This is a genomic window from Polaromonas sp. P3_B1 (assembly GCF_056402935.1).
In genome coordinates this window covers 26465-51388 of sequence record NZ_JBFUGK010000011.1, presented here as the reverse complement: position 1 = coordinate 51388, position 24924 = coordinate 26465, and the positions used below count along the sequence as shown (strand labels likewise).

Here is a 24924-nt window from a genome sequence, read left to right as displayed (position 1 = left end):
TGCGCGCCTCAGGCCTGGCGCTCAAGCCGCCAGACCTGGTACTTCAGGCCCGCCACGCAGCCCGCGAGTATGGCCGCCAGCGCCACAAAGCTCGTGAAGCTCAGGGTCGAGATGCCCGACAGGCCCTGCCCCACGGTACAACCCATGGCGCAGACACCGCCCACCCCCATCAGCGTGGCGCCCACCAGGTGGTTGGCCGTGTCTTCCGCGTCGCGAAAGCCTTCCCAGCGGAAGCTGCGCGACAACAGCGCATAGACGGCCGAGCCGACTACGACGCCAAACACGGAAACAAGGCCCAGCGTGAGCACCTTGCTCTTGTCGCTGAAGAACATCAGCCAGTCCACGGTGTAGGCCACGGGCGAGACAAAGCTCAAGGCCTCAGCCCGGCCCGAGTTGGTGGCCAGAAAGGCTTCCTGCAGCGTCTCGGGGTGCTCGGCCACATAGCCCAGGCGACCGCTGACCCACCACATGGCCGCAATGACGCCGCCTATGCCGAGGCCCGCAAGCAGGTTGTCGAAGCGGCGGAACTCTTCGTTGAACAGCGCCCAGACGATCAGGCCCATGCCGATCAGGATGGCCAGGCCTATGCCGGCAGCGGCCGGCGTGATGCCGACCACGCCGGCAACCCAGTTCGGCAAGGTCGCGTTGGCGGTGAAATCAATCGCGACCTTGTCGACGGTGGCCACACGGACTACGGCGGTGATGCCCTTGAGCGTGGCGAAAGCCGCGATGCCCATCACCGCAAACACGACCACAGATTTCAGGCTGCCGCCGCCTATACGCACCAGCGTTTTGCTGCCGCAGCCCGAAGCCAGCACCATGCCGAAGCCGAACATCGCGCCGCCCACCAGGGCGGAAAGCCAGATAAAGCGGTTGGAGGCATAAAGCGTCTTGGCGGGATCGATGACGCCGGCCGCGGCCATGGTGAAGAAGCCGATCATGGCTACGCCAATGGCCATGCCCCACATGCGCATGCGCGTCCAGTCGCCCATGTTGACGATGTCGCTGACGGCGCCCATGGTGCAGAAGTGCGTGCGCTGCGCGATCGCACCGAAAACCATGGCCAGAATGAAACCGGCCCAGAGAACCTGGGCCGTGAGACTGTTGAGTGCGGAGATGTCCATCGCCCAATTTTAGTTGGGAATGAACATATGCTCCTTTGAAGCGCCCCGCTACTTCAACTTTGCAAGGCGATCCTTGGCGACGGAAGCCGCTTCGGCCTGGGGATAGGCCTTGATCAGGTCCTCCAGCGTCTTGCGGGCCGACTTGGCGTCTTTGAGCTCTATCTGGCAATTGGCCATGGAAAGCATGGCCTCCGGCGCGCGCATATGGTCGGGCTCGGCCGTCACCAGGGACCGGAAATTGGTCACCGCGTCACGGTAGTTGCGCAAGGCGTACTGCGCATTGCMCAGCCAGAACAAGGCTGAAGCCCGGTAGCCGGTTTGCGGATAGCGCTTCATGAAGGCCAGGAAGCTGGTCTGCGCGGCCGCAAAGTCGCCCTTGCGAAGCGTGGCCAGCGCGGCCTCGAACTCCTGCCGTTCGGCCGGCTCGGCGACAAACTCCTTGCCGTCGACGTTGACTTTGCCGGGCTCGAATTTGCGCAGGCGTTCGTCCACGCCGGTGGTCAGGTCCTTCTGGGTGCGCTGCATCTCGGCCACGCTGCGGGTGAGGTTCTCGTTCTGCCCGCGCATGGTGGCGAGTTCGTTGCGCAGGGCCTCGATCTGGTTGGACAAATCCAGCAGGCTGCGGCGCAACTGGGCGTTGTCCTCAGTGGTCCTGCGCAGCTCTTCGGCCGTGCGCGTTTGCGCCGCATCGACTTTCTGGCGCAAGTCGAGGATCGCACGGCGAGCCTCGTCGTCTTCAAACAGCCCCGCATGCGCATTAAACGCCAGCAGGCCGGCCGCAAGGGTCGCGGCGATCCGGAAGGTCTTCACTGTCGGAGTCCGGCTTAGCGGTAGTTGAGTTCAGCGCGGCGGTTCTTTGCCATGGCTTCCTCGTCGGAGCCTTGCACCGCAGGTTTTTCTTTGCCGAAGCTCACAGCCTCCACCTGCGCATCCGACACGCCCAGCAGGCCCAGCGCGCGGCGAACGGCTTCGGCGCGCTTCTGGCCCAGGGCCAGGTTGTACTCACGGCCGCCGCGCTCGTCGGTGTGGCCTTCGATGGCCATCTTGCGGGTTTTGTTGGCGGTCAGGTACTTGGCGTGGGCTTCGATGGCGCCCTGGAATTCGGGCTTGACCACATAGCTGTCGAAATCAAAGTAGATGACCTTGGCCACATTCGCCGGTCCGGCGAGCGAGGCGTCGGCACCCTCGACCTTCACGGGTGCGACACCCGTGCCGGTGGCGCCCGACGGATCGCCCTGCTGGGCAGTACCGGTGCGGTCTTCGACGGGAACGTCGTTGAGCTTGACACCGGAACCGCAAGCCGTCAGCGTGGCCGCCAGGATGAGAGAGGAAATGATGGAAAAAATGCTGCGTTTCATGAAGTACCTCTGGAAAATAAAAACGAACCTGTTGGAAAAGGACTGCTTGACCGTGATTGCTTGCCGCTGCTGATCAGCGCTGGAAAGGGCCCCAATCCGGCTCCCGGATGTCGCCGCTGGCGCCAGACAGTTTTGCCTTGATCTTGCCGTCCAGCGTGGTGGTCATCAGCGCTTCCCTGCCCTGCTGGTGGGTGGCGTAGACGATCAGGCGACTGTTGGGCGCGAAGCTCGGGCTTTCGTCAGCCGTGGTTTCGGTGATTGGAGTGACGGTCCCGGTGGCAAGTTCCATGACGTGCAGCTTGAAGGCGCCGCCCACCCGGGAGATATAGGCCAGCCAGCGTCCGTCCGGGCTGATCGCCGGGGAGATGTTGTAGGTCCCGGTGAAGGTCACGCGTTCGGCATTGCCGCCGTTCGGACTCATGCGGTATATCTGCGGCGCGCCACCGCGATCGCTGACGAAATAGATGTAGCGCCCGTCGGGCGAAAAGGCGGGCTCCGTATCAATGCTCGAAGACTGGGTCAAGCGCTTGGGCTCGCCGCCGTTGAGGCCTATGGCATAGAGTTGCGAGCCGCCGTCGCGGCTCAGCGTCGCCACCAGTTGCTTGCCGTCCGGCGACCAGGCCGGCGCGCTGTTGGAGCCGCGGAAGTTCGCCAGCAAGCGCCGCTTGCCGCTGGCCACCTCGTGTGCGTAGATCACCGGCTTGCGCGACTCAAAAGACACATAGGCCAGTTGCGCGCCGTTGGGTGACCAGGCAGGCGAAATGATGGGCTCCGGACTGGTCAGGGCCGACTGCGCGCCCTCCCCGTCGGAGTCCGCCACCCAGAGGTTGTACTTCTGGGCCGCCTTGGTGACGTAGGCGATGCGCGTCGAGAAGATGCCCTTATCGCCGGTCAGTTTTTCATAGACAAAATCGGAGATGCGGTGTGCTGAAAGCCGCAGGTCGGCCGGGCCCACGGTGTAGCTCTGGCCGCCCAGGTCCTGCCCGCGCACGATGTCCCAGAGGCGCAGGCGCACGTCGTAGCGGCCGTCGGCCAGCAGCGTCACGCTGCCTGTGACCATGGAATCCGCGCCCTTTTGCCGCCAGGCGGCCAGGTCCGGGCGGGTGTTCTCGTCCGCAGCGACGCCTGTCGTGTCGACGGGGCGGAACATGCCGCTGCGTTCGAGGTCGGCCCGCACGATGCTGCCGATTTTTTGGGGGGCTTGGGTGTCTCCGCGGAACGCGGCAACGGCAATGGGCAGCTGGGTCAAGCCCACGCCGGAGACCTCGACGCGAAATTGCGCGAAGGCCGGCAAAGCAGGAACGGCGCCGGCAGCCAGCAGGCTGACAAGGGTACGACGGCGTAACAAGGGTGCGGTGAAAGGTGCAATGCTCATAGGGGAGAGTTGGATCCGTTCAGGGAGGTTATTTTGACGTTGGAATTGATGGCGACGGAAGGATCAAGTTCCCGAAGCCCTTGTTCGGCCAGGATCACATCGGTTTTCATGCGCTCAAGCACCCTTTTTTTGTTGATGGACTCCTGCTCGCGCGGGTTCTCGCGGTGCCAGAGATGGAAGACTTCAGTGCCCAGGAAACCGTTTTTGCGGTGGATGCCCAGGTGGTGAAGCCGAAGCACCAGATCGGCATCTTCATGCCCCCAGCCCTGGAAAGTTTCGTCAAATCCGTTGACATCGCCAAAGTCAGTGCGCCAGACGCCCAGGTTGCAACTGCGTATGCCATGCCAGAGAAAGTCCTGTTTTACCCTGAATAAACGCCGCGGCCAGGGGAGCAGGTGCAATAATTTGTTGCTGTCCCCCGAGAGCCGCGCGCCCAGCCAGAACCATACAGGACGGCCGGGCAGCTCGATAGCGCCATTGACTACAGCCTCTGTCAGACGTTCACTGATAAGCACCCTGCTGCCGTTCACAAAGCAGCCTTTTTCGGCCAGGCGCGTATGAGCCGCCACAAAGTCCTTGTTGGGCACGCAGTCGCCGTCCAGAAAGACCAGGTAGTCACCGCTTGCCTGGCTGGCCCCCAGATTGCGCGCCCGCGCCGCGGTAAAGCCCACATCGGGATGCCAGATATGACGGACCGGGCATTTGAACTCAGGGCACTGCTCAAACAGCATGCGCACCTGCTCGGGCCGCGAGCCGTCGTCGGCCACCAGCACTTCATGGCCCTCGCCGCATTGCGCAGCCAACGATCGCAGCACCGCCAGCAGCGCGTCGCTGCGGTTGTAGGTCAGGACGATGAAGCTGATTTTCATCGCGGGGCCGGCGCTCCCTTGCCGTCCCGGCGCAGCAGCCAGAGCTTCAGGTAGCGGTAATACGTGCCCTCGGCGTTCGAAATGGCCAGTACCAGACCCATCCTGCCGTCAAGAAAACCCAGGCGCAGAAAGTAGGTGCGTATGAATGCCCACAGGCCGTGCCCTATCGCCTTGCCCACCGAGGCCGTCTTGCCTTTGTCCAGCAGGCTTTGGGCGCCCGCCGTGGAATAGCGGTTGGCCTTGTCCAGAACCGCCTCGAAGTTGCGAAAACTTTCGTGCAGCAATTGCGAGCGCAACTGGCCGGCCGGTGCATCAGTCAGGATTTTTTCGTGCACCAGGTCATCGCTGAAGCGGGCCGAAGTGCGGCGAAACAGGCGGGTGACCCGGTCGGGGTACCAGCCCGAATGGCGCATGTACTGCCCGCAATAACTCGAGAGCCGGGGAAAGGAATACACATCAAAGGCCGGCGCCTGCAGGCAGGCCAGGATTTCCAGCTGCAGCTCGGGCGTGACCCGCTCGTCCGCGTCGAGTGACAGCACCCAGTCTGAAGTGGCCAGGGCCAGGGCCCGGTTCTTTTGAATGCCGAAGCCCTGCCAGTCGGGGCTGATGCTGACCTCGGCGCCCAGGGAGCGGGCAATCTGCACGGTGTCGTCGGTGCTGCCGGAGTCCAGCACCACCACCTGGTCCGCGAAGCTCACGGAGCGCAGGCAGGCCTCCATGTTGTGGGCCTCGTTGTGGGTGATGACTGTGACGGACAAACTTGCCAACGAATGCCTTTGTAGTGGTGTGAAGGAAAACCGCCCCGGATTTTGCCAGTGAAACGGCCCCTTCCACGGCCCCTCCCGGCGCGCTGACAGCATAGCAGAGGCCCCCGGTCTCCGAGGCCTTGGCCGGAAACGGAATCGCCGATAATGCGGGCAACCCGTACGGCAACCCAGACCATTTTGCGAACAAAAACAATCAACTTCCGGCTCGCCATCATCTGCCTGGCGGCGGCCTCCGTGGGATTGTCGATCGCCATCATCAGCATCGCCAAACTGTTGCTGCTGCTCGGCGTCGTGGGGGCTCTGCTCCAGCGTAAAGGCCTCTCACAGGACGGTGTGCCCCTAGCTAAAACCTTCACGCTGCCGGCTGTGCTGGCCGTGCTGCTGGCCTTTGCGCTGAGCCTGTTCTGGACGGTTGCGCCACTGCAGGAGGCCGCAGGCTCCCTCGCCAAGTATGGCAAGCTCCTGATCATCCTGGCGATGATGGCCCTGATCCGTGACCGCCGCGAGGCCCTCTTGGCCCTCGCGGCATTCGCGATCACGCAGTTGCTGGTCGTGGTCAGCTCATGGATGCTCTTTGCCGACATGCCGGTCGCCTGGGCCAGCTCCCGGACAACCGTCACGCACTACACGGTGTTTTCGGGCTATCTTGACCAGGGCATCATGAGCGCGGCGTTTGCCGCGGTGTGCTGGCATTTGAGGGGTCTGGTGCCCGGCCGCTTCGGTTCGCGAATCGCCATCGGGGTGGCGCTCATCTCCCTGGCGAACGTATTTTTTGTGATGGTCGGCCGCAGCGGCCAGCTGGTCGGCGTCGCATTGCTGTCCCTGGCCATCATGTGGCAGCTCCCCAAAAAATACCGTGTGCTCGTCGCCGTGCTGCCGTTTTTGCTGGTGGCAATCCTGTTTGCCGGCTCGCCTGCCGTGCGGGAGCGGCTGACCCTCGTCAAGACGGAGGTGCAGGCCTACTCGGCCAAAAACGATGCCACCAGCTCATCCGGTGTGCGGCTCGCGTTCTGGCGCCGGGCCGCCCAGGTGATTGCCCAACGGCCGCTGGCCGGCGCAGGCRTCGGAAGCTGGAGCACCGAGTACGACCGGCTGGAGCGGCAGGACAACCCCCAGCACAAGGCCATCAACCGCGGCAGCAACCCGCACCAGGAATACCTGCTATGGGGCTTGCAGCTTGGCATTCCCGGTTTGCTGCTCATCGCGGCCTTCATGCTCTCCGTGCTGCGTGACACATTGAGGATGGAAGCGCCCTATGCCCGGGCCGCGCAGTCTGCCTTGCTGGCACTGGCTGTGGCCTGCCTGTTCAATTCAACCCTCTACGACGGGCTGATCGGGGATTTCTTCTGCGTCCTGATCGGCTTGCTGCTGGCATTGGGTCTCAGCAAACCCGCCGCCCCGCCCACAGCCGAACCCGCAACGTGAGCTCATCCCCCGACACCTCCCCCGCCGCTGTCGCGGCAACCACGGCAAGGCCGAGCCTGTGGCGCCGCCTCGCGCGGGTCTGGCCTTATTTCAGCGGTTCGCGCACGGGTTGGGCGCTCGCTGTGGGCGCGACCATCGTCGCCTCGGCCACCGAGCCCTTTGTGCCGGCGCTACTCAAGCCCCTGCTGGACCGCGGCTTCCAGAAAGGCGCGCTGGACCTCTGGCTCGTGCCGGTGACCCTGATCCTGCTGTTCGCCGTGCGCGGCATCTCGGGCTTTGTGGCGCAATACGCCCTGGCCAAGGTCACCAACGAGGGCCTCCAATCCCTGCGCCGGGCCATGTTCGGCAAGCTGCTGAGTTCGCGCCTGTCGCTGTTCGCCGACCAGTCTTCCAGCGCCATTGCCAACACCGTGGTCTACGAGGTGTTCAACGGCTCGTCGATGATGATCAACGCGGTCATGAAACTGGCGCGGGACGTGCTCACCCTGGCGGCCCTGGTGGTCTACCTACTCTATCTCAACTGGAAGCTGATGCTGATCGTCTCCTTGCTGTTTCCGGCCGTCGCGCTGGTGATCCAGCTGCTGACGCGGCGCCTTTACCGCCTGACCCGTGAAAGCCAGGTCGCCACCGACAACCTGGCCTATGTCGTGGAAGAAAACGTGCTGGCCCACCGTGACGTGCGCCTGCACGGCGCGCAGGCCGGCCAGGCTTCGCGCTTTGAGGGACTGAGCAACACGCTGCGCCGGCTGTCCATCAAATCCACCGTCGCCTATGCCGGTATGAGCGCCATCACCCAGGTACTGGCCGCCATGGCCCTGTCGGCTGTGATCTCCATTGCGCTGCTGCAGGGCTCGGAAAACACCACCACGGTGGGCGGCTTTGTGGCCTTTGTGACGGCCATGCTGCTGCTGATCGCCCCCATCAAAAGCCTCTCCGACGGCGCCACGCCGATCACGCGCGGGCTGGCGGCGCTTGAGCGCGGCCTGGACCTGGTCGACCTGGTTGAGGATGAAAGCAGCGGCAGCTTCAGCACCGCCCGGGCGGCTGGGGACATCGAACTCACCGATGTCAGCGTGGCCTACAAACCCGACGCGCCGCCGGCGCTCGACAAGATCAGCCTCTCGATACGCGCCGGCGAAACCGTGGCGCTGGTTGGCTCTTCCGGCTCCGGCAAAACCACCCTGGCCAGCCTGCTGCCGCGCTTTGTGGACTACAGCACCGGCAGCATACGGCTGGACGGCACGGAACTGCGGGACTGGGACCTGGCATCCCTGCGCTCGCAGTTCGCCTTTGTGAGCCAGCACGTCGTGATGTTCAACAACAGCATGGCCTTTAACGTCGCGCTAGGCCAGATCTTTGACCGCGACAAGGTGGTGCGCTGCCTGGCCGCCGCCAACCTGGGCCAGCTGCTTGAGGAACTCCCGCAAGGCATAGACACCGTGCTCGGCCACAACGCCATGCAGCTGTCCGGCGGCCAGCGCCAGCGCCTGGCGATTGCCCGGGCGCTGTACAAGGATGCGCCGGTGCTCATCCTCGACGAAGCCACCTCGGCCCTGGACACGGAGTCGGAAAAAGCCGTGCAGGAGGCCATACAGCGGCTGGCCTCGGGCCGCACCTCGCTGATCATCGCCCACCGGCTGTCCACCATCCAGCACGCCGATCGCATCATCATGATGAACGCCGGCCGCATCGTCGAGCAAGGCAGCCATGCAGAGTTGCTTCAAAATAACGGCGCCTACGCCCACCTTTACCGCCTGGGCTTCCAGGGCGCAGCCTAGAAAGTCATTCCCCGATGCCAGTCTCCATCAGCGGCTTTACCTTTATTCGCAACGGCGTGGGCCTGGGCTTTCCGTTTGAGGCCTCGATACGCTCGCTGCTGCCCCTGGTCGATGAATTCGTCGTGGCCGTAGGCAAGGGCGAGGACGACACGCTGGAGCGCGTGAAAGCCATCAACGACCCGAAAATCCGCATCATCGAAACCCTGTGGAACGAGCGCATGGCCGACCGCGGCTTTGTCTATGCCCAGCAAAAAATGATCGCGCAGTATTCGTGCACCGGCGACTGGGCTTTTTACCTCGAAGGCGATGAACTCGTGCACGAGGCAGAGCTAGCGGCCATACGCGCCAGCGTCGAGCGCCACCACAACAACCCGGCCGTCGAGGCGCTGGTCTTTGACTACCTGCACTTTTACGGCTCGCCCGACTGGATCTCCATCAGCCCCGGCTGGTACCGCCGCGAATGCCGGCTGATCCGCAACACCATACGCAGCTATGCGCCCGACGGCCAGTACTGGCTGGTCACCACCCGGCACAAGCGCGGGCGCAACCCGCAGGCCGCGCTGGCCAATGCGCATATCTACCACTATGGCTGGATACGCCGCAATGAAGAAATGCAGAAGAAGCTGGACCAGGTCAGCAAGTACTGGGGTGAAGCCCGGGCCGCGCGGATCACCTACAGCCAGTTCGACCGCCGCGCCCTCGCCCCCTTCACCGGCACCCACCCCGAGGCGGTGAAGCAATGGCTGGCGACGGAAGCCGAGCCGGTGCTCAATATTGACCCGGCCTACAAACCCACGCCCAAGGAAAACAAGTACCACTTCATGCGCCAGGTAGAGACGCTGACGGGGCTGGATTTCAGCCGCAAGCACTTCAAGCTCGTGGCCTGAAGGGACGCAATTCAGGCTGGCGCGCTCTTTGCCGCAAGGGCTGAGAAGTACAACGCCTCCTGCTGCAAAGCGATTTCACGCCACTGGTAGCCTTGGGCAAACGCCGCGGCGCCGCGCGACAGCGTTTCCCGCAGCGTGGCCTGGCCGAGCAACTCCCCCAGCACCCGCGCCAGTTCACCCGCATCCCGGGGGGCATCCAACAGCAGCGCATTGGAACCCTGCGCCAGCAGCCCGGCGATACCACAGTACCGGGGCCCGCTGACCACCACCGGCAGGCCGTGGGCCATGGCCTCCAGGACCACCATCGCAAACGTATCTTCAAAGGTGGGGTGCACCAGCACATCGGCCGCCTCGTAGGCCGGGCCCACGTCCTTGAGCGCGCCCAGGAAAACCACGCGCGCGCCCAGCTGCAGCGTATCGGCAATCGCGCGGAATTCGGCGATATGCGCCGGGTTGCCCACCACCGCCAGCGCCACCTCGGCGGGCAGCTGGGCCAGGGCCCGCAGCAAGCCCTCCAGGCCTTTCTTGCGGTAATCGTTGCCGACAAACAGCAGGCAGATACCGTCTGCCGGCAAACCCAGCTCAGCCCTCGCCTCGCTTTTGCGGCTTGCACTGATGGGCAGCCGCGGCATCGTGATGCCCGGCGTGACCACCGACAGCGCGGGACGGCTGGCCGGGTAGGCGGCCTCCATGATGGGACGCAGGCTTTCGGAGGTCACCACCACCTGCCGGCCAGGGCGGGGCGCATAACGCGCGCGCTCCAGCCCCAGGTAAGCCAGCAGGCGCGGGCTGGTCACGACCTTGATCCAGCGCAGCACGCGGCGCACACCATGGCGCCCCTGGAACAGGCTGTGCTTGACCGGCAGCACGTGCACCGTCTGCACCTCGCCATGCCAGGTGTTTTCGTGGGAGTGCACGATGTCAAAGCCGCTTCGCGTCGCCCACCAGCTGGCCGTGGCAAACCACAGCTGGTTGACCCAGCGCGGCTTGCGCAGCGGGGCCGATACCTTGTGGTACGTCACGCCCGGCCACTGGTGGTCGATTTCCTGCGCAAAAACATGCACCTCATGCCGCGCTGAAAGCTGCTCGACCAGGGCGATGGAATAACGCTCCGCGCCGCCGCCGGTCGGCGAGAAAGTCCGGTTGAAGACGGCGATGCGGAGTCTTTGCGGCGCTGCGGCCGAAGGCGCGGGCTGGCTCATTTTTTCCGGCGGTCTTCGTAGGCCGTGGCGATCTTGAGCCAGAACACCGGCAAGGTGGTCGAGCGCAGCACCGGCACCCGCGGCAGTTGCAGCAGGTCCATGCCCTCGTGGCAGCGGCTGCGCTGGGTCGTGGTGGCGCTGGCAAAGCCCAGCGTCCGCGCCATTTCCACGTGGCTTGCCTCGAAATGGCCGTAGGGGTAGCAGAAATGTTCGACCGGCTGGCCCGTGACAGACTCCAGCCCGGTTTTGCCCAGCGTCATGTCTTCCACGCAGCCCGGCTCGTCGGTTTCAAGCAGGTTGATATGCCGGTGTGTGTGCGAGCCTATCTCCTGCCCGCCCGCTACCCATTGGCGGATCTCGCCCTCATCCATCAACGGCGTCTGCGGTATGCCGATGTGCTCGTCCCAGATGTTGGTTTTGCCCAGCAGACCGCTGACCGCATAACAGGTGGACGAAAAGCCTTGCTTCACCAGCGCCGGCAGGGCATGCGTGAGGTTGTTGCGGTAGCCGTCGTCAAAGGTGATGCCCACCACCTTGCCGCTGCGCTCGCCGCGCAAATAAGGCATCAGGCCGCCCATGGACAGGCCCGTGTAGCCCAGGCGCTTGAGCCAGGCCATTTGCCGCGCAAAAGCCGCAGGCGCCACATACAGCCCGCGAAACGGGCTGCTGCCCTTGGGCGGGGCCTCGGCGATCTGGTGGTAGACCAGGATGGGAATGGGTTGGCGGTTCAGGGTCGGCATGAAGGAAGAAACAATTCAGAGCAGGACGATGTCGTATTGCTCCTGCGCCATCGCGGCCTCGGCCTGCAGGGAAATCGGCTTGCGGATGAAATCGCTGAGGCTGGCCAGGTGCTGGCTTTCCTCGTCGAGAAAGAGTTCTATCACCTTGGGCGAGGCCACCACGCGGAATTCGCGCGGGTTGAACTGGCGTGCCTCGCGCAGGATCTCGCGCAGGATGTCGTAAGTCACGCTGCGCGCGGTCTTCACCACGCCCTTGCCCATGCAGGCGCTGCAAGGCTCGCAGAGCTGGTGGGCCAGCGATTCGCGGGTGCGCTTGCGCGTCATCTCCAGCAGGCCCAGCGCCGAGAAACCGTTGACCGTGGTCTTGATGCGGTCGCGCGCCAGCTGCTTCTGGAATTCGGCCAGCACCGCCTCGCGATGGTTTTCCTTGATCATGTCGATGAAGTCGACGATCACGATGCCGCCCAGGTTGCGCAGCCGCAATTGGCGCGCGATGGCTTGCGAGGCCTCCAGGTTGGTCTTGAAGATGGTGTCGTCGAAATTGCGCGCGCCGACAAAACCGCCGGTGTTCACGTCCACCGTGGTCAGCGCCTCGGTCTGGTCGATGATCAGGTAGCCGCCCGACTTGAGGTCCACGCGCCGGCCCAGGGCCTTGGCGATTTCCTCATCGATGTTGAAGAGGTCGAAGATGGGCCGTTCGCCGCCGTAGTGCTGCAGCTTTTGCACGGTGGCCGGCATGAACTCCGCGGCGAAGGTCTTGAGCTTTTCGAACTGCTCGCGCGAGTCGATACGAATCGTCTGCGTGCCCTCCACCACCAGGTCGCGCAGCACGCGCTGCAGCAGGTTGAGGTCCTGGTGCAGCACCGAGGCCGGCGGCAGGCGCAGTGACGCATCTTTGATGCGCGCCCAGGTCTTGCGCAAATAGGTAATGTCCTCGGCCAGTTCGTCATCGGTCGCGTCCTCGCCATTGGTGCGAAGGATGAAACCGCCGCCCATGTCCCCGGCGAGGGCCTGTACGCGCTGGCGCAGTTCCTCGCGCTGGCGGGGCGGGATTTTCTGTGAAACGCCGACGTGGTTGTCTTGCGGCAGGAACACCAGCAGGCGGCCGGCGATGCTGATCTGCGCCGTCAGGCGCGCGCCCTTGGTGCCTATCGGGTCCTTGAGCACCTGCACCATCACCGCCTGACCCTCAAAAAGCTGCTTTTCGATGGGTTGCGGCGAGGCCATGCCCGGCGTTGCCTGGGCATCCCCGTCGCCATGGCGGCTGCTGATGCTGCTCATGAGATCGGCCACGTGCAGAAATGCCGCGCGGTCCAGGCCGATGTCGATAAAGGCCGACTGCATGCCGGGCAGCACGCGCGCCACTTTCCCCAGGTACACATTGCCGACCAGGCCGCGCTCGAGCGTGCGTTCGACGTGGAGTTCCTGCACCGCGCCGTGCTCGACCACGGCCACCCGGGTTTCCTGGGGCGACCAGTTGATCAGGATGTCTTGCTGCATGTTTGTCCCGGAAAATGTGATGTGGAGGCTAAAGCCGGATGCCGGCGGCCTTCAGCAAAAGCGCCGTTTCCCTCAGCGGAAGCCCCATGATGCCACTGTAGCTGCCGTTGATGCGGCTGATATGCATCGCCACCCTGCCCTGCACCGCATACGCGCCGGCCTTGCCCATGGGCTCGCCGCTGGCGACGTAGTTGCGGATCTCGGCGGGCGTCAATTCGTCGAAACTGACCTTCGAGCTGCTCAGCGCCTCGAAACGGCGGCGCCCGGCCTGCACGGCCACGGCCGTCAGCACGCGGTGGGTGCCGCCCGACAGTTCACCCAGCATGCGGGCCGCATCCTCGGCGTCCTCGGGCTTGCCGTAAATCACGCGCCCCATGGCCACCGTGGTGTCCGAGCACAGAATGGGCGCCGGCGGCAGCTTGCGCCGCTTCATGCGGGCGACCGCCGCGTCCAGCTTGAGGCCGGTAACGCGCTGGACATAAGCCGTGGGCGCTTCGTTCTTCAGCACCGCTTCCAGCGATTCCGCGTCTTCATCGGCGTCCGGCAGCAGCAGTTCGTGGCGTACGCCGAGCTGCTCCAGCAATTGCCGCCGCCTCGGGCTTTGGGAGGCCAGGTAGATAAATGCAGACATAAACCAGGATTTATTCAGGTAACAAGGTATTCAAACCAGCAGGGGCCGCGGGACTGGCTTTGCCAGACCGCAGGCGCAGCGCCCCCTCGGGGGGGCAGCGCATTACACGAAGTCGAAGACGCAGTGAAAAGCGTGGGGGCTTATTACTCTCTGTGGTAGGGATGGTTGATCGTGATGCTCCAGGCCCGGTAAAGCTGCTCAATCAGCAGCACGCGCACCATGGCGTGGGGCAAGGTCAGGTCAGAAAGGCGCAGCCGCTCGTGCGCGGCCTGCTTGAAGCCGGCGTCCAGTCCGTCGGGCCCGCCTATCACGATGGCGACGTCGTCGCCGGACAGTTGCCAGGCCTTGAGCCTTTCGGCCAGGGCCACGGTGGTAACAGCCGTGCCGCGTTCATCGAGCGCCACGACACGCGTGCCGCGCGCGATGCTGGCCTCTATGCGGCCGCGCTCAGCGGTCAGCAGGTTGTCCAGGGTCTTGGAGGCGCGCGGCTCGGTCTTGACGGCCTTGAGCTCGACCTTGATTTCAGGCGGAAAGCGTTTGGCGTAGTCCTCGTAAGCCGTCTGGGCCCAGTCGGGCACTTTCTGGCCGACGGCTACGATCGTCAGCCTCATTTGCTCCGGGAAGCGGTTTTCCTGGCGGCGGGTTTCTTGGCCGCGGTCTTGGCGGCTGTTTTAACCGCCGTTTTGCGGGCCGCGACCTTTTTGGGTGCGGGCACCTTGATGATGGGGGTCTTCACCGCAGGCTTGGTTGCCGACTTGCCAGTCGCGGTCTTGGCACCGGCGCGCGCCGGCTTGGCGGCAGGCTCAGCCGCCGTCGCGGTTGCATTGCGCTTGGCGGTCCAGTCATGAGTCTTGCCGACACGGCCTGCATAGCTGGAGTCAGCGGTTTTGGCGGGTGCCTTGGCGGGTGCTTTTGCCGCAGACTTGGCAGCGGTCTTGGCGCCCGGCTTGGCTGCAGTTTTTGCACCGGCGCGGGAGGCCTTGGGTTTGGCCTCAGGCTCAACATCAGCCCTGGATGCTTTCACCAGCGGCGCGGGCGCACCCAGCTTGAGCTTGATGGGCTTGTCACCCCAGATTTCTTCGAGGTGGTAGTACTGGCGTATGGCCGGCTGCATGATGTGCGCCACGGCCGCGCCGCAGTCGACGATGATCCACTCGCCGTTGTCCTCGCCCTCGATGCGCGGCTTGGCAAAGCCGGCGTCGCGCACCGCATCGCGCACGCTGGCAGCCAGCGCCTTCGTCTGGCGGTTGGAGCTGCCCGACGCCACGATCACGCGCTCAAACAGCGAGGTGATGTGCTCGGTGTCAAACACCTGGATATCCTGCGCCTTGACGTCCTCCAGGCCATCGATGATGGCGCGCTGCAATTTCTGCACATCCTTTTTGTCGGCGGCGGCGGAGGTTTTGGCGGTGGTGGAAGTCATGCAGTGTGGTGCTTCGATAAGGTGAGAAATTAATGGGACCGGTACAGCTGGTGCTGTGAAATATAACGCGCAACGGCTTCAGGGACCAACCGGGTGATTTCGCCTGCCGTCGCCGCGCCCGAGGCCGTCAGCTGGCGGATCTGGGTGGCGCTCACGGGCATCAAGGGAAGGTCGAGCACGGTAAACCGGTCGCTGCGCTCTTCATATGCCTCAAATTGAGGTTCGGCCGGCATGGATTGTGCACGGCCAGCTATACAAATTATAGCAATACCCAGAATGTCCTGCCAGCGGTGCCATTGCCGGAAGGCGGTGAACTGGTCGGCGCCTATAAACAGGTAGATCCGGGCCCCTGGGTTCTCGGCCTGCAGCGCCAGCAATGTGTCTATGGTGAAGCTAGGCCCGGGGCGCTGCACCTCGCGCTCATCCACCCGCACGTGGGGGATGGATTCAAACGCCAATCTGGCCATGGCCAGGCGGTGCGCCGGTGCGCTCAGGGCCTGCGACTTGTGCCAGGCATGGCCGGTGGGCACCACATACAGCGTATCCAGGCCGAACTGCGCGATCGCCGCGCCGGCCAGGGCCACGTGGGCGTTGTGCGGCGGATCAAAAGCGCCGCCGAACACGCCTATGCGCCGGACCGGCGGAATCGGCGATGTACTCAAACCCAGTCCCGCCGAGGCAAAAATTCGGTGTAAAGCCGCTCTTCGGCGCTGCCCGGCTCTACGCCACGCTGATAGGACCAGCTCGCCAGCGGCGGCATGGACATCAAAATGGACTCGGTGCGCCCGCCCGACTGCAGGCCGAAATGCGTCCCGCGGTCCCAGACCAGGTTGAACTCCACATAGCGGCCGCGCCGGTAAAGCTGGAATTCACGCTCACGCTCGCCGTAGGCCGTGTCCTTGCGCCGCTCCACGATGGGAAGGTAGGCCTTCAAAAAGGCATCAGCCACACCCTGCATCAGGGCAAAGCTGCGGTCGGGGCCCAGTTCCTGGAAGTCATCAAAAAACACGCCGCCTATGCCGCGCTGCTCCTGCCGGTGCTTGAGGTAGAAGTATTCGTCGCACCACTGCTTGAAGCGCGGGTATTTGTCCTCGCCGAAAGGCGCCAGCGCATCCTTGCAGGTCTGGTGGAAATGCACCGCGTCCTCTTCAAAACCGTAATACGGCGTCAGGTCCATGCCGCCGCCAAACCAGCATACCGGCGCATCAGGGCTGGAAGGCGGCGTCGCGGCCAGCATGCGCACGTTCATGTGCACCGTCGGCACATAAGGATTGCGCGGGTGGAACACCAGCGAAACGCCCAGGGCCTCAAAGGGCGCGCCGGCCAGCTCGGGCCTGTGCTGCGTCGCCGAGGGCGGCAATTTTGGCCCGCGCACATGCGAAAACCCACAGCCGGCACGCTCGAACACCCGGCCCTGTTCCAGGATCATGGTCAGGCCGCTGCCCTGCAGCGTCTCGCCCGGCTCCTTCTGCCAGCGGTCGGCCACAAAGGCCTGGCCGTCGATGGCAGAAATCGCCCCAGTGATGCGTTGCTGCAGCCCCAGCAGAAAGTCTCGAACGCTTGAAATATCGGTCATGCTGATGTTTTATCCGGATTCACAATGGTATCGGCTCGCGGCCCGCCCGCAGGGAGAAGTTGTACCGGCGCGGCGCCGCCGGGCACCATACCTTTGCAGCCTTCAAACGCGGCCGCAATACGCGCCATGTCCTGCGCCTCCTGCCCGCTCAGACGGACAAACTCCCGCAGCACCAGGCGCTTGTGCGCGTAATCGAGCGCCGCCAGTCCCACGGGCACGTCCGCCTCCAGCGCCACACGGTAAAAGCCGCTGCGCCAGCCCGGCGTGTAGCGGCGCGTGCCTTCGGGCGAGAGTGCCAACCAAAAGTACTCCCCGCGCGCTTTTTTTTCACGGATCAGGGACACCATCTGGGCAACGGCGCCATTGGGCGCCTTGCGATTGACCGGCACCCCGCCCAGCCAACGCAGCCAGGCGCCGAAAACAGGGACGCGAAACAGCGAATCCTTGCCCCAGAACTGCACGGGAACGCCGAGCGCCCATTTGAGCAATACGCCCACCACAAAATCCCAATTGGAGGTGTGCGGGTAGACCAGCAACACGCCCTGCAGCGCGGGCATGCCTTCAAAGTCCGCGCGCCAGCCGGCGCAGCGCAACACGGCCTGCGCCACCCGGCTTCCCCGGAACTGCACCGGGTGCGGAAGCTGGAAACCGGCGCTCATGCCTCGGTCAGGATTTCAGCGCGCGCCAGCCAATGTCCTTGCGGTACTGCGCGCCGTCAAAGCGCAGGCCCTGCGCGACTTCATACGCGCGCTGCTGCGCGGCCTTTACCGTGCTGCCAAGGGCCGTCACGCAGAGCACGCGGCCGCCCGCGGTCAGCGTCTTGTCGCCGTCCTTGCGCGTGCCGGCGTGGAACACCATGGCATCCTCGGGCGCGTCGCCCGGTTTGACCAGGCCTTCGATCGCGTCGCCCTTACGCGGGTTCAGCGGATAGCCATGCGCAGCCATCACCACGCCCAGCGCCGGGCGCCGGTCCCAGTCGAGCTCGATCTGGTCCAGCGCGCCTGAGGTCGCCGCCATCATCACGTCGAAGAGGTCGGTCTTGAGCCGCATCATGATGGGCTGCGTTTCCGGGTCGCCCATGCGGCAGTTGAATTCCAGGGTCTTGGGCTTGCCTTCGGCGTCGATCATCAGGCCGGCATACAGAAAGCCGGTGAAAGGAATGCCGTCTTTTTCCATGCCCTTGATGGTCGGCAGGATGATCTCGCGCATGGCGCGGGCGTGCACCTCGGGCGTGACCACCGGCGCCGGCGAGTACGCACCCATGCCGCCGGTATTGGGGCCTTCGTCGCCGTCCAGCAGGCGCTTGTGGTCCTGGCTGGTGGCCATGGCCGCCACGTTCTTGCCGTCGCACATCACGATGAAGCTGGCTTCCTCGCCCTGCAGGAATTCCTCGATGACGACGCGCGCGCCGCCTTCGTTGTGCGTGACGCCCAGTGGGTTGAAGTCCGGGTTCGGCGCCAGCATGAACTCGATGGCTTCATGCGCCTCGTGCAGCGTCATCGCCACCACCACGCCCTTGCCGGCCGCCAGGCCGTCGGCCTTGACGACGATGGGCGCGCCTTTTTCATCCACATAGGCGTGCGCCGCGGCCGCATCGGTAAAGGTTTCATATTCGGCCGTGGGAATGCCGTGGCGCTTCATGAAGGCCTTGGAAAAGGCTTTCGAGCTTTCGAGCTGCGCGGCGGCCTTGGTCGGACCGAAGACCCGCAGGCCGTGCGCGCGGAATTCATCCACCACGCCGGCCGCCAGCGGTTGCTCGGGGCCGACCACGGTCAGCGCGATTTTTTCGGCCGCGGCCCATTCGCGCAGCGCCTTCACGTCGGTGATTGCGATGTTTTCCAGCCGCGAATCGAGCGCGGTGCCGCCATTGCCGGGCGCGACATACACCGCCTGGACTTTCGGGGACTGCGCCAGTTTCCAGGCCAGCGCGTGCTCACGGCCGCCGCCGCCAATAACAAGAACTTTCACGGGGGGTTCAATCTAAAAAACAGCAAATAGCTGAGGTACACAACAAGAATAAATACGATGCCGAAAATGACCTTGGCGGCCACCCTGGCGCGCCGCTGGATGTCCAGCGCCTGGTCGTTGACTTTGCCGGCTTTCACGATGTTGGCGCGGGTTTCGTCGACCAGCGACTGCTGCATGGCCAGCGACTCCTTCTGCAGCGCGATCGCCTCGCTGCGCAGGCGGTTGCCTTCTTGCAGCAGGGTTTCGATGCGGGCCAGCCGTTCGGAATCGTCCATCATCGCACTCCTGGCAATCAGTTTTCGAGGGCCGCGTTGTGGAACACGTCCTGGGTGTCGTCCAGGTCTTCCAACACGTCCAGCAGTTTTTGCATCTTGCGGGCATCCTCGCCGGCAAGCTCTATGGTGTTGTCGGCGCGCATGGTGACTTCGGCCACTTCGGGCTTGAGGCCGGCGGCCTCCAGCGCGTTGCGAACGGCCTCAAAACCGGTATAGGGCGTCAGCACCTCGATGGCGCCGTCCTCATGCGTGATCACGTCGTCGGCGCCGGTTTCCAGCGCCACTTCCATGATCTTGTCCTCACTGGCACCGGGCGCAAAAATCAGCTGGCCGCAGTGCTTGAACTGGAAGGCCACCGAGCCCTCGGTGCCCATGTTGCCGCCGTGCTTGGAGAATGCGTGGCGCACTTCGGCCACGGTGCGCACCTTGTTGTCGGTCATGCAGTCGACGATGATGGCCGCGCCGCCTATGCCGTAGCCTTCGTAACGCACCTCTTCATACTGCACGCCTTCCAGGCTGCCGGTGGCCTTGGCGATGCCGTATTTGACGTTTTCATTGGGCATGTTGGCCGCTTTGGCCTTGTCCACCGCCAGGCGCAGCCGCGGGTTGGTGCCCAGGTCGCCGCCTCCCATGCGGGCCGCCACCATGATTTCGCGCATCACGCGCGTCCAGATGCGTTGGCGCTTTTCGTCCTGCCGGCCCTTGCGGTGTTGAATATTCGCCCATTTACTATGACCAGCCACGACAGAAACCCTTTATTCAGCGATTAATTGATTTAATCTACAAACCGCATTTTACTTTTTCACCCACCGTACACCCCCATGGCCGAAACCACCGCCCTCCCCCTGCTCATCGCCCGCAATGCCGACACCCAGTGCGAGCTGCTGCCCGGCCTGGCGAATCGCCACGGCCTGATCACCGGCGCCACCGGCACCGGCAAGACCGTCACGCTGCAGACCCTGGCCGAGAATTTCTCCAAAATCGGCGTGCCGGTCTTCATGGCCGACGTCAAGGGCGACCTGACCGGCATCAGCCAGGCCGGCAGCATAGGCGCCAAGATGGCCGGCATCCTCAAGGAGCGGGGCATAGACATCCCCGAATCCCTGGCCTGCCCGGCCACGCTGTGGGACGTTTTCGGCGAACAGGGCCACCCGGTGCGCGCCACCGTCTCCGACATGGGCCCCCTGTTGCTGGGCCGCATGCTCAACCTCAACGAAACCCAGGCCGGAGTGCTCAACCTGGTGTTCAAGATCGCCGACGACAACGGCATGCTGCTGCTGGACCTCAAGGACCTGCGCGCCATGCTGCAATACGTGGGCGACAACGCCAGCGAGTTCACCACCCAATACGGCAACGTCAGCGCCGCCAGCGTGGGCGCCATCCAGCGCGGCCTGCTGCAGGTCGAAAGCCAGGGCGGTGACAAGTTCTTCGGCGAGCCCATGCTCAACATCAGCGACTTCATGCAGACAGTGGACGGCAAGGGTGTCATCAACATCCTGGCCGCCGACAAGCTCATGAACTCGCCGCGCCTCTACGCCACCTTCCTGCTGTGGATGCTCTCCGAGCTGTTCGAGCAGTTGCCCGAAATCGGCGACCCCGAAAAACCCAAACTCGTTTTCTTCTTCGACGAGGCGCATTTGCTGTTCAACGAAGCGCCCAAGGTGCTGGTCGAGCGCATTGAGCTTGTGGTGCGCCTGGTGCGCTCCAAGGGTGTCGGCGTCTATTTTGTGACGCAAAACCCGCTCGACATCCCCGACTCGGTGCTGGCCCAGCTGGGCAACCGCGTGCAACATGCGCTGCGCGCCTTCACGCCGCGCGACCAGAAGGCCGTCAAGGCCACCGCGCAGACCATGCGGCAAAAGCCCGGCCTGGACATCGAGACCGCCATCACCGAGCTGGCCGTCGGCGAAGCGCTGGTCAGCCTGCTCGACGCCAAGGGCCGGCCCGGCGTCACTGAACGCGCTTATGTGCTGCCGCCCGGCAGCCAGATCGGCCCCATCACGCCGCAGCAGCGCCAGGCCCTACTGCAGGGCTCGCTGGTCGCGGGTGTCTATGAAAAAGCCGTTGACCGCGAATCGGCCTACGAAAAAATCAAGGGACGCGCCGAAGTGGCCGCCGCCGAAGCGGGCAAGGCGCCCCAGGGCGGTGCGGCCGGCACCAGCGACTCGGGCGGCATCATGGGCGGGCTCAACGACGTGCTCTTCGGCACCACCGGCCCGCGCGGCGGCAAACATGACGGCCTGGCACAAAGCATGGCCAAGTCCGCCGTGCGCACCATGGGCTCGGCCGTGGGCCGCGAGATCATCCGCGGCGTGCTGGGCAGTATCTTCGGCGGCAAGAAACGCTGAGGCGAACTCTCTTTCCTCCTCCCTCTTTCTCCCTTTCCCTTTCCCTTTCTTGCTCCCTCTCCCTTTGGGAGAGGGCGGGGGTGAGGGCCAACGGCCTGTAAACACGCCGCGAGGTTCGGCAGGCCCCATGCCCTCATCCCAACCTTCTCCCAAAGGGAGAAGGAGCAATACAGCTGTCGCAAATTGGCGACCCGGCGCAAGCCGGGCTTGTCAAGCCTGACACGCATCGCTACATTGGTTTTTTTGAAGGATACGCAATGCCTGCTGAAGTTGCCGCCCCATCGTCCGGCTCGCCTTCCGGTTCTCCGCCCACCGCTTCCAGCCCCACCCCGGCTTCCCACATCCGGCTGACCTCCCACGCAGGCGGCTTCGGCGCGCTGCCCATCCACTGGGGCGCGGCCACACCGGCCGAGCGCGGACCGGTGGTCGGCACCACCACCAAGCGCAGCCACCGCAACGTCATCGGCACGCACAGCGGCTCCTACAGCGTTTACCGCGCGCTCGCCGTCGCCTCGGGCGCGCTGTCGGCCAAACACAAGGCCGACCTCACCAACACCTCACCCACCGACATCATCGGGCCCTACCCGCAGTGGAGCGAACCCGGCCGCATCGCCGCCATGGACCCCTGGGGCGCCACGGTGGCCGACGTCTTTTCAGCCGAGCTGGCCGCGGGCTACGACATACGCCCCACCATCGCGGTGACGCAAGCCCACGTGATCCTGCCAGAGGTGATAGAAGCCCTGCAGTCCGGCCGCCTGAAGGCCGACGGCAAATACCTCACGGCCGGCGGCGCGGCCGTGGTCACCAAGGTCGCGGTCGAGCCGGTCTGGTACCTGCCCGAAGTCGCCCGACGCTTCGGCTGCAGCGAAACCGATCTGCGCCGCGTGCTGTTCGAGGAAACCGGCGGCATGTACCCCGAACTCGTCACGCGCAGCGACCTGGAGGTGTTCCTGCCTCCCATTGGCGGCCTCACCGCCTATATCTTCGGCAAGCCGCGCGACCTGGCCAACCCCGAGATCGAACTCACCGCCCGCGTGCACGACGAGTGCAACGGCTCGGACGTTTTCGGCTCCGACATCTGCACCTGCCGCCCCTACCTCACGCATGCCATCGAGGAATGCATACAGGGTGCGCAGCGCGGCGGCGTGGGCCTGGTGTCCTATTTCCGCAAGGAAGGCCGGGCGCTGGGCGAAGTCACCAAGTTCCTGGTCTACAACGCCCGCAAGCGCCAGGTCGGCGGCGACACCGCCGACCAGTACTTCGCCCGCACCGAATGTGTGGCCGGCGTGCAGGACATGCGCTTTCAGGAGTTGATGCCCGACGTGCTGAGCTGGCTGGGCATACGCAAAATCCACCGGCTGGTCTCCATGAGCAACATGAAATACGACGCCATCACGCGCGCCGGCATCGAAGTCGTGGAGCGCGTCAACATCCCGGACCACATGATCCCCGCCGACGCCCAGGTCGAGATGGACGCCAAGATGGCCGCCGGCTATTTCACGCCCGGCGCCGTGCCCGATGCCGAGGAACTCAAAAAAGCCAAGGGCCGGGGGCTGGATGCCTGAAAGCACTATCCCTCCCGTCAATCCGGCCTTCACCATTGCCGGCAACCTGCGCGGCATAGGCGCGGCCGCCGAACTGCGCTCCACCGCGACCATACGCACGCGCGCACGCGCCCTGCTCGAACGCGCGCGCCGCGGCGAATCGGCCTGGTTCAGCGTCAACGATGGAGCCATGGCTACCGCCGCCGCCCTGGTGGCCGAAATCACGCGTGCCCGCTACCCAACCCTGGAGATTCCCTACCACTCGCGCTGGCGGCATTTCGAGGCCGGCGGCATCGACCGCCCGGCCTTGCTCAATGAAGCCTTGGCGTCGGCCACTGCCGCCGGGCGCGCCCGCGCGCAGATCGACCTGGCCCTGGTCAGCGTACTGCTGGATGCCGGCGCCGGCTCGCAGTGGCGCTACCTCGAAGCCCCCCAGGGCGACCGGCCCGGTTGCGAGTACAGCCGCTCCGAAGGCCTGGGTGTTGCCAGCTTTCATGCCTTCATGTCCGGCATGTTTTCCAGCGATCCGCAGTACCCGCTGCAGGCCGATGCCGCGGGCCTCAAGGCGGTTACCGCCGAACAGCTCGCCACCGCCTTCCAGGTCAATGATGGAAACCCGCTGGTAGGCCTGGAAGGCCGCGCCGCGCTGCTGCGCCGCCTGGGCCAGGCCCTGCAGGACCAGCCCGCGCTTTTCGGCCCACGCGGCCGGCCGGGTCACTTGTTTGAAGTGCTGGTGCTGCCGGGCAAAAACACCGTCGAGGCGCATGAGCTGCTGTCCATCCTGCTGACCGGCCTGTCCTCCATCTGGCCTGCGCAGAATCTGCTCGGGAGCATTGCGCTGGGCGACTGCTGGCGGCACCCCGCGGCTGGCGAAGGCGAACCCGGGCCCAGCCAGGGCTGGATGCCTTTCCACAAGCTCTCGCAGTGGCTCACCTATTCGCTGCTCGAGCCTTTTGAATGGGCCGGCGTGCAGGTCAACGGCCTGGACGCGCTGACCGGCCTGCCCGAGTACCGCAACGGTGGCCTGTTCCTGGACGCCGGGGTGCTGCTGTTCAAGGACCCGGCACAGGCCCAGCGCCTGCACCAGGCTGGTGACGAACTCATCGTGGAATGGCGCGCGCTGACCGTGGCCCTGCTCGACGAGCTCGCACCGCTGGTGCGCGAGCAGTTAGGATTGACCGCCGAACAGATGCCACTGGCCCGCGTGCTGGAGGGCGGCACCTGGGCCGCAGGGCGCGCACTGGCACAGCAATTGCATCAAGGATTGCCGCCCCTGAACATCGAAAGCGACGGCACGGTTTTCTGATTTTTTTCGAGAACCTGCCGGGACCCGCGAGACAAGATCAACAAAGACGAGATCAAAGAGGCACACACGCACATGACCAATCGCAGCGACAAAGTCCACCTGGTGGACCACCCCCTGGTGCAGCACAAGCTCACCCTGATGCGCCGCAAGGACGCCTCCACCAATACCTTCCGCACCCTGCTCAACGAGCTCAGCATGCTGATGGCCTATGAGGTCACACGCGACATGCCCATGCAGGAGATCGAGATCGAGACCCCGCTCGAAAAAACTACCTCCCGGGTCATAGACGGCAAGAAGCTGGTGTTTGTCTCCATCCTGCGCGCCGGCAACGGCATCCTCGAAGGCATGCTCAGCGTGGTGCCCGGCGCGCGCGTGGGCCACGTCGGCCTGTACCGCGACCCCAAGACGCTGACAGCCGTCGAGTACTACTTCAAGATGCCGCATGACATGGAGGAGCGCGACATCGTCGTCGTCGACCCCATGCTGGCCACCGGCAACTCGGCCATTGCGGCCGTCGAACGGCTCAAGGAACTCAATCCCAAATCCATCAAGTTTGTCTGCCTGCTGACCTGCCCCGAGGGCATCAAGGCGCTGCAGACCGCGCACCCCGACGTGCCCATCTATACCGCCGCCATTGACCGCGAGCTCAACAGCCATGGCTACATCCTTCCCGGTTTGGGCGACGCAGGCGACAGAATCTTTGGTACCAAGTAAATGAACACCCCTGTCGGACGCTCACTGCGTGTAGCGCCTTCTCCCCTTGCAGGGGACGGCGCCTGCGGCCCCTGCTTGAAAAAGCAGGAACCGACGATCTTTTGATTTCTTGCC

The 24924-nt window shown here is 64.5% G+C and carries 25 protein-coding genes; 7 read left to right on the top strand and 18 right to left on the bottom strand.

Annotated elements, in window-relative coordinates; genetic code table 11:
* Positions 1 to 8: 8 nt before the first annotated feature.
* The 6 genes from AC1DXS_RS08475 to AC1DXS_RS08450 all read right to left on the bottom strand — a co-directional run bounded on the left by AC1DXS_RS08475 (position 9) and on the right by AC1DXS_RS08450 (position 5493).
* Entirely contained in the window at positions 9 to 1124 is a 1116-nt protein-coding gene (locus AC1DXS_RS08475; RefSeq protein WP_477737075.1) for a YeeE/YedE family protein, read from the bottom strand.
* A gap of 48 nt (positions 1125 to 1172) precedes the next feature.
* Positions 1173 to 1934, bottom strand: coding sequence for a tol-pal system protein YbgF (ybgF, locus tag AC1DXS_RS08470; RefSeq protein ID WP_477737074.1), 762 nt, complete (start codon positions 1932 to 1934; stop codon positions 1173 to 1175).
* Positions 1935 to 1948: 14 nt separating this feature from the next.
* Entirely contained in the window at positions 1949 to 2482 is a 534-nt protein-coding gene (gene pal, locus AC1DXS_RS08465) for a peptidoglycan-associated lipoprotein Pal (RefSeq protein ID WP_477737073.1), read from the bottom strand.
* 73 nt (positions 2483 to 2555) lie between these two features.
* Positions 2556 to 3857: a Tol-Pal system beta propeller repeat protein TolB gene (gene tolB / locus AC1DXS_RS08460; RefSeq protein WP_477737072.1), complete on the bottom strand. Its 1302-nt coding sequence runs from the start codon at positions 3855 to 3857 to the stop codon at positions 2556 to 2558.
* Positions 3854 to 4726, bottom strand: a complete 873-nt coding sequence (locus AC1DXS_RS08455; protein ID WP_477737071.1) for a glycosyltransferase family 2 protein — start codon at positions 4724 to 4726, stop codon at positions 3854 to 3856. Before AC1DXS_RS08455 ends, tolB begins: the two co-directional genes overlap by 4 nt.
* On the bottom strand, positions 4723 to 5493 hold the full coding sequence (locus AC1DXS_RS08450) for a glycosyltransferase family 2 protein (protein ID WP_477737070.1): 771 nt from the start codon (positions 5491 to 5493) through the stop codon (positions 4723 to 4725). Before AC1DXS_RS08450 ends, AC1DXS_RS08455 begins: the two co-directional genes overlap by 4 nt.
* Positions 5494 to 5670: 177 nt before the next feature.
* Between AC1DXS_RS08450 and AC1DXS_RS08445 the strand changes: the two genes are divergently transcribed.
* Genes AC1DXS_RS08445 through AC1DXS_RS08435 form a run of 3 tightly spaced genes read left to right on the top strand, consistent with a single transcriptional unit; the run spans position 5671 to position 9583 of the window.
* Positions 5671 to 6918, top strand: coding sequence for an O-antigen ligase family protein (locus AC1DXS_RS08445; RefSeq protein WP_477737069.1), 1248 nt, complete (start codon positions 5671 to 5673; stop codon positions 6916 to 6918).
* Positions 6915 to 8696, top strand: a complete 1782-nt coding sequence (msbA, locus tag AC1DXS_RS08440; RefSeq protein WP_477737068.1) for a lipid A export permease/ATP-binding protein MsbA — start codon at positions 6915 to 6917, stop codon at positions 8694 to 8696. The genes AC1DXS_RS08445 and msbA overlap by 4 nt, the downstream gene beginning before the upstream one ends.
* 14 nt (positions 8697 to 8710) lie before the next feature.
* Complete coding sequence (locus AC1DXS_RS08435; RefSeq protein ID WP_477737067.1) at positions 8711 to 9583, top strand: glycosyltransferase family protein; 873 nt, start codon at positions 8711 to 8713, stop codon at positions 9581 to 9583.
* A gap of 11 nt (positions 9584 to 9594) precedes the next feature.
* Here AC1DXS_RS08435 and AC1DXS_RS08430 read toward each other — a convergent pair whose 3' ends face one another.
* From AC1DXS_RS08430 to AC1DXS_RS08375, 12 genes are all read right to left on the bottom strand, one after another.
* Complete coding sequence (locus AC1DXS_RS08430) at positions 9595 to 10785, bottom strand: glycosyltransferase family 4 protein (RefSeq protein WP_477737066.1); 1191 nt, start codon at positions 10783 to 10785, stop codon at positions 9595 to 9597.
* Positions 10782 to 11525, bottom strand: coding sequence for a polysaccharide deacetylase family protein (locus AC1DXS_RS08425; protein WP_477737065.1), 744 nt, complete (start codon positions 11523 to 11525; stop codon positions 10782 to 10784). Before AC1DXS_RS08425 ends, AC1DXS_RS08430 begins: the two co-directional genes overlap by 4 nt.
* Positions 11526 to 11540: 15 nt before the next feature.
* Positions 11541 to 13025 (bottom strand): ribonuclease G, encoded by a 1485-nt coding sequence (rng, locus tag AC1DXS_RS08420; RefSeq protein ID WP_477737064.1) that lies wholly within the window; start codon positions 13023 to 13025, stop codon positions 11541 to 11543.
* A gap of 28 nt (positions 13026 to 13053) precedes the next feature.
* Complete coding sequence (locus AC1DXS_RS08415) at positions 13054 to 13656, bottom strand: Maf family protein (RefSeq protein WP_477737063.1); 603 nt, start codon at positions 13654 to 13656, stop codon at positions 13054 to 13056.
* A 143-nt stretch (positions 13657 to 13799) separates the two neighbouring features.
* Entirely contained in the window at positions 13800 to 14267 is a 468-nt protein-coding gene (gene rlmH / locus AC1DXS_RS08410; RefSeq protein WP_477737062.1) for a 23S rRNA (pseudouridine(1915)-N(3))-methyltransferase RlmH, read from the bottom strand.
* A complete protein-coding gene (gene rsfS / locus AC1DXS_RS08405) occupies positions 14264 to 15079 on the bottom strand; it encodes a ribosome silencing factor (RefSeq protein WP_477737061.1) in 816 nt (271 codons plus the stop codon). The genes rlmH and rsfS overlap by 4 nt, the downstream gene beginning before the upstream one ends.
* 29 nt (positions 15080 to 15108) lie before the next feature.
* Positions 15109 to 15741: a nicotinate (nicotinamide) nucleotide adenylyltransferase gene (gene nadD, locus AC1DXS_RS08400; RefSeq protein WP_477737060.1), complete on the bottom strand. Its 633-nt coding sequence runs from the start codon at positions 15739 to 15741 to the stop codon at positions 15109 to 15111.
* Entirely contained in the window at positions 15738 to 16655 is a 918-nt protein-coding gene (gene hemF / locus AC1DXS_RS08395) for an oxygen-dependent coproporphyrinogen oxidase (protein WP_477737059.1), read from the bottom strand. Before hemF ends, nadD begins: the two co-directional genes overlap by 4 nt.
* On the bottom strand, positions 16652 to 17314 hold the full coding sequence (locus AC1DXS_RS08390) for a 1-acyl-sn-glycerol-3-phosphate acyltransferase (protein WP_477737058.1): 663 nt from the start codon (positions 17312 to 17314) through the stop codon (positions 16652 to 16654). Before AC1DXS_RS08390 ends, hemF begins: the two co-directional genes overlap by 4 nt.
* A 7-nt stretch (positions 17315 to 17321) precedes the next feature.
* On the bottom strand, positions 17322 to 18623 hold the full coding sequence (gene purD / locus AC1DXS_RS08385) for a phosphoribosylamine--glycine ligase (RefSeq protein WP_477737057.1): 1302 nt from the start codon (positions 18621 to 18623) through the stop codon (positions 17322 to 17324).
* Positions 18620 to 18898: a hypothetical protein gene (locus AC1DXS_RS08380; RefSeq protein WP_477737056.1), complete on the bottom strand. Its 279-nt coding sequence runs from the start codon at positions 18896 to 18898 to the stop codon at positions 18620 to 18622. The genes purD and AC1DXS_RS08380 overlap by 4 nt, the downstream gene beginning before the upstream one ends.
* Before the next feature lie 17 nt (positions 18899 to 18915).
* Entirely contained in the window at positions 18916 to 19641 is a 726-nt protein-coding gene (locus tag AC1DXS_RS08375) for a YebC/PmpR family DNA-binding transcriptional regulator (RefSeq protein ID WP_477737055.1), read from the bottom strand.
* A gap of 78 nt (positions 19642 to 19719) precedes the next feature.
* Between AC1DXS_RS08375 and AC1DXS_RS08370 the strand changes: the two genes are divergently transcribed.
* The 4 genes from AC1DXS_RS08370 (at position 19720) to upp (ending at position 24810) form a co-directional block, all read left to right on the top strand.
* Positions 19720 to 21246: a helicase HerA-like C-terminal domain-containing protein gene (locus AC1DXS_RS08370; RefSeq protein WP_477737054.1), complete on the top strand. Its 1527-nt coding sequence runs from the start codon at positions 19720 to 19722 to the stop codon at positions 21244 to 21246.
* A gap of 257 nt (positions 21247 to 21503) precedes the next feature.
* A complete protein-coding gene (locus AC1DXS_RS08365; protein WP_477737053.1) occupies positions 21504 to 22811 on the top strand; it encodes a GTP cyclohydrolase II in 1308 nt (435 codons plus the stop codon).
* Positions 22804 to 24096, top strand: coding sequence for a URC4/urg3 family protein (locus AC1DXS_RS08360; RefSeq protein WP_477737052.1), 1293 nt, complete (start codon positions 22804 to 22806; stop codon positions 24094 to 24096). Before AC1DXS_RS08365 ends, AC1DXS_RS08360 begins: the two co-directional genes overlap by 8 nt.
* Positions 24097 to 24168: 72 nt before the next feature.
* Complete coding sequence (upp, locus tag AC1DXS_RS08355) at positions 24169 to 24810, top strand: uracil phosphoribosyltransferase (protein WP_477737051.1); 642 nt, start codon at positions 24169 to 24171, stop codon at positions 24808 to 24810.
* Positions 24811 to 24924 lie beyond the last annotated feature (114 nt).

What these genes read in the sequence shown, in the direction of transcription:
- AC1DXS_RS08475 (WP_477737075.1), bottom strand. Translation starts at nt 1,124, where the DNA reads ATGGACATCTCCGCACTCAACAGTCTCACGGCCCAGGTTCTCTGGGCC.
- pal (WP_477737073.1), bottom strand. Translation starts at nt 2,482, where the DNA reads ATGAAACGCAGCATTTTTTCCATCATTTCCTCTCTCATCCTGGCGGCC.
- tolB (WP_477737072.1), bottom strand. Translation starts at nt 3,857, where the DNA reads ATGAGCATTGCACCTTTCACCGCACCCTTGTTACGCCGTCGTACCCTT.
- AC1DXS_RS08455 (WP_477737071.1), bottom strand. Translation starts at nt 4,726, where the DNA reads ATGAAAATCAGCTTCATCGTCCTGACCTACAACCGCAGCGACGCGCTG.
- AC1DXS_RS08435 (WP_477737067.1), top strand. Translation starts at nt 8,711, where the DNA reads ATGCCAGTCTCCATCAGCGGCTTTACCTTTATTCGCAACGGCGTGGGC.
- AC1DXS_RS08430 (WP_477737066.1), bottom strand. Translation starts at nt 10,785, where the DNA reads ATGAGCCAGCCCGCGCCTTCGGCCGCAGCGCCGCAAAGACTCCGCATC.
- AC1DXS_RS08425 (WP_477737065.1), bottom strand. Translation starts at nt 11,525, where the DNA reads ATGCCGACCCTGAACCGCCAACCCATTCCCATCCTGGTCTACCACCAG.
- rng (WP_477737064.1), bottom strand. Translation starts at nt 13,025, where the DNA reads ATGCAGCAAGACATCCTGATCAACTGGTCGCCCCAGGAAACCCGGGTG.
- AC1DXS_RS08415 (WP_477737063.1), bottom strand. Translation starts at nt 13,656, where the DNA reads ATGTCTGCATTTATCTACCTGGCCTCCCAAAGCCCGAGGCGGCGGCAA.
- rlmH (WP_477737062.1), bottom strand. Translation starts at nt 14,267, where the DNA reads ATGAGGCTGACGATCGTAGCCGTCGGCCAGAAAGTGCCCGACTGGGCC.
- rsfS (WP_477737061.1), bottom strand. Translation starts at nt 15,079, where the DNA reads ATGACTTCCACCACCGCCAAAACCTCCGCCGCCGCCGACAAAAAGGAT.
- hemF (WP_477737059.1), bottom strand. Translation starts at nt 16,655, where the DNA reads ATGACCGATATTTCAAGCGTTCGAGACTTTCTGCTGGGGCTGCAGCAA.
- AC1DXS_RS08390 (WP_477737058.1), bottom strand. Translation starts at nt 17,314, where the DNA reads ATGAGCGCCGGTTTCCAGCTTCCGCACCCGGTGCAGTTCCGGGGAAGC.
- AC1DXS_RS08380 (WP_477737056.1), bottom strand. Translation starts at nt 18,898, where the DNA reads ATGGACGATTCCGAACGGCTGGCCCGCATCGAAACCCTGCTGCAAGAA.
- AC1DXS_RS08370 (WP_477737054.1), top strand. Translation starts at nt 19,720, where the DNA reads ATGGCCGAAACCACCGCCCTCCCCCTGCTCATCGCCCGCAATGCCGAC.
- AC1DXS_RS08365 (WP_477737053.1), top strand. Translation starts at nt 21,504, where the DNA reads ATGCCTGCTGAAGTTGCCGCCCCATCGTCCGGCTCGCCTTCCGGTTCT.
- AC1DXS_RS08360 (WP_477737052.1), top strand. Translation starts at nt 22,804, where the DNA reads ATGCCTGAAAGCACTATCCCTCCCGTCAATCCGGCCTTCACCATTGCC.
- upp (WP_477737051.1), top strand. Translation starts at nt 24,169, where the DNA reads ATGACCAATCGCAGCGACAAAGTCCACCTGGTGGACCACCCCCTGGTG.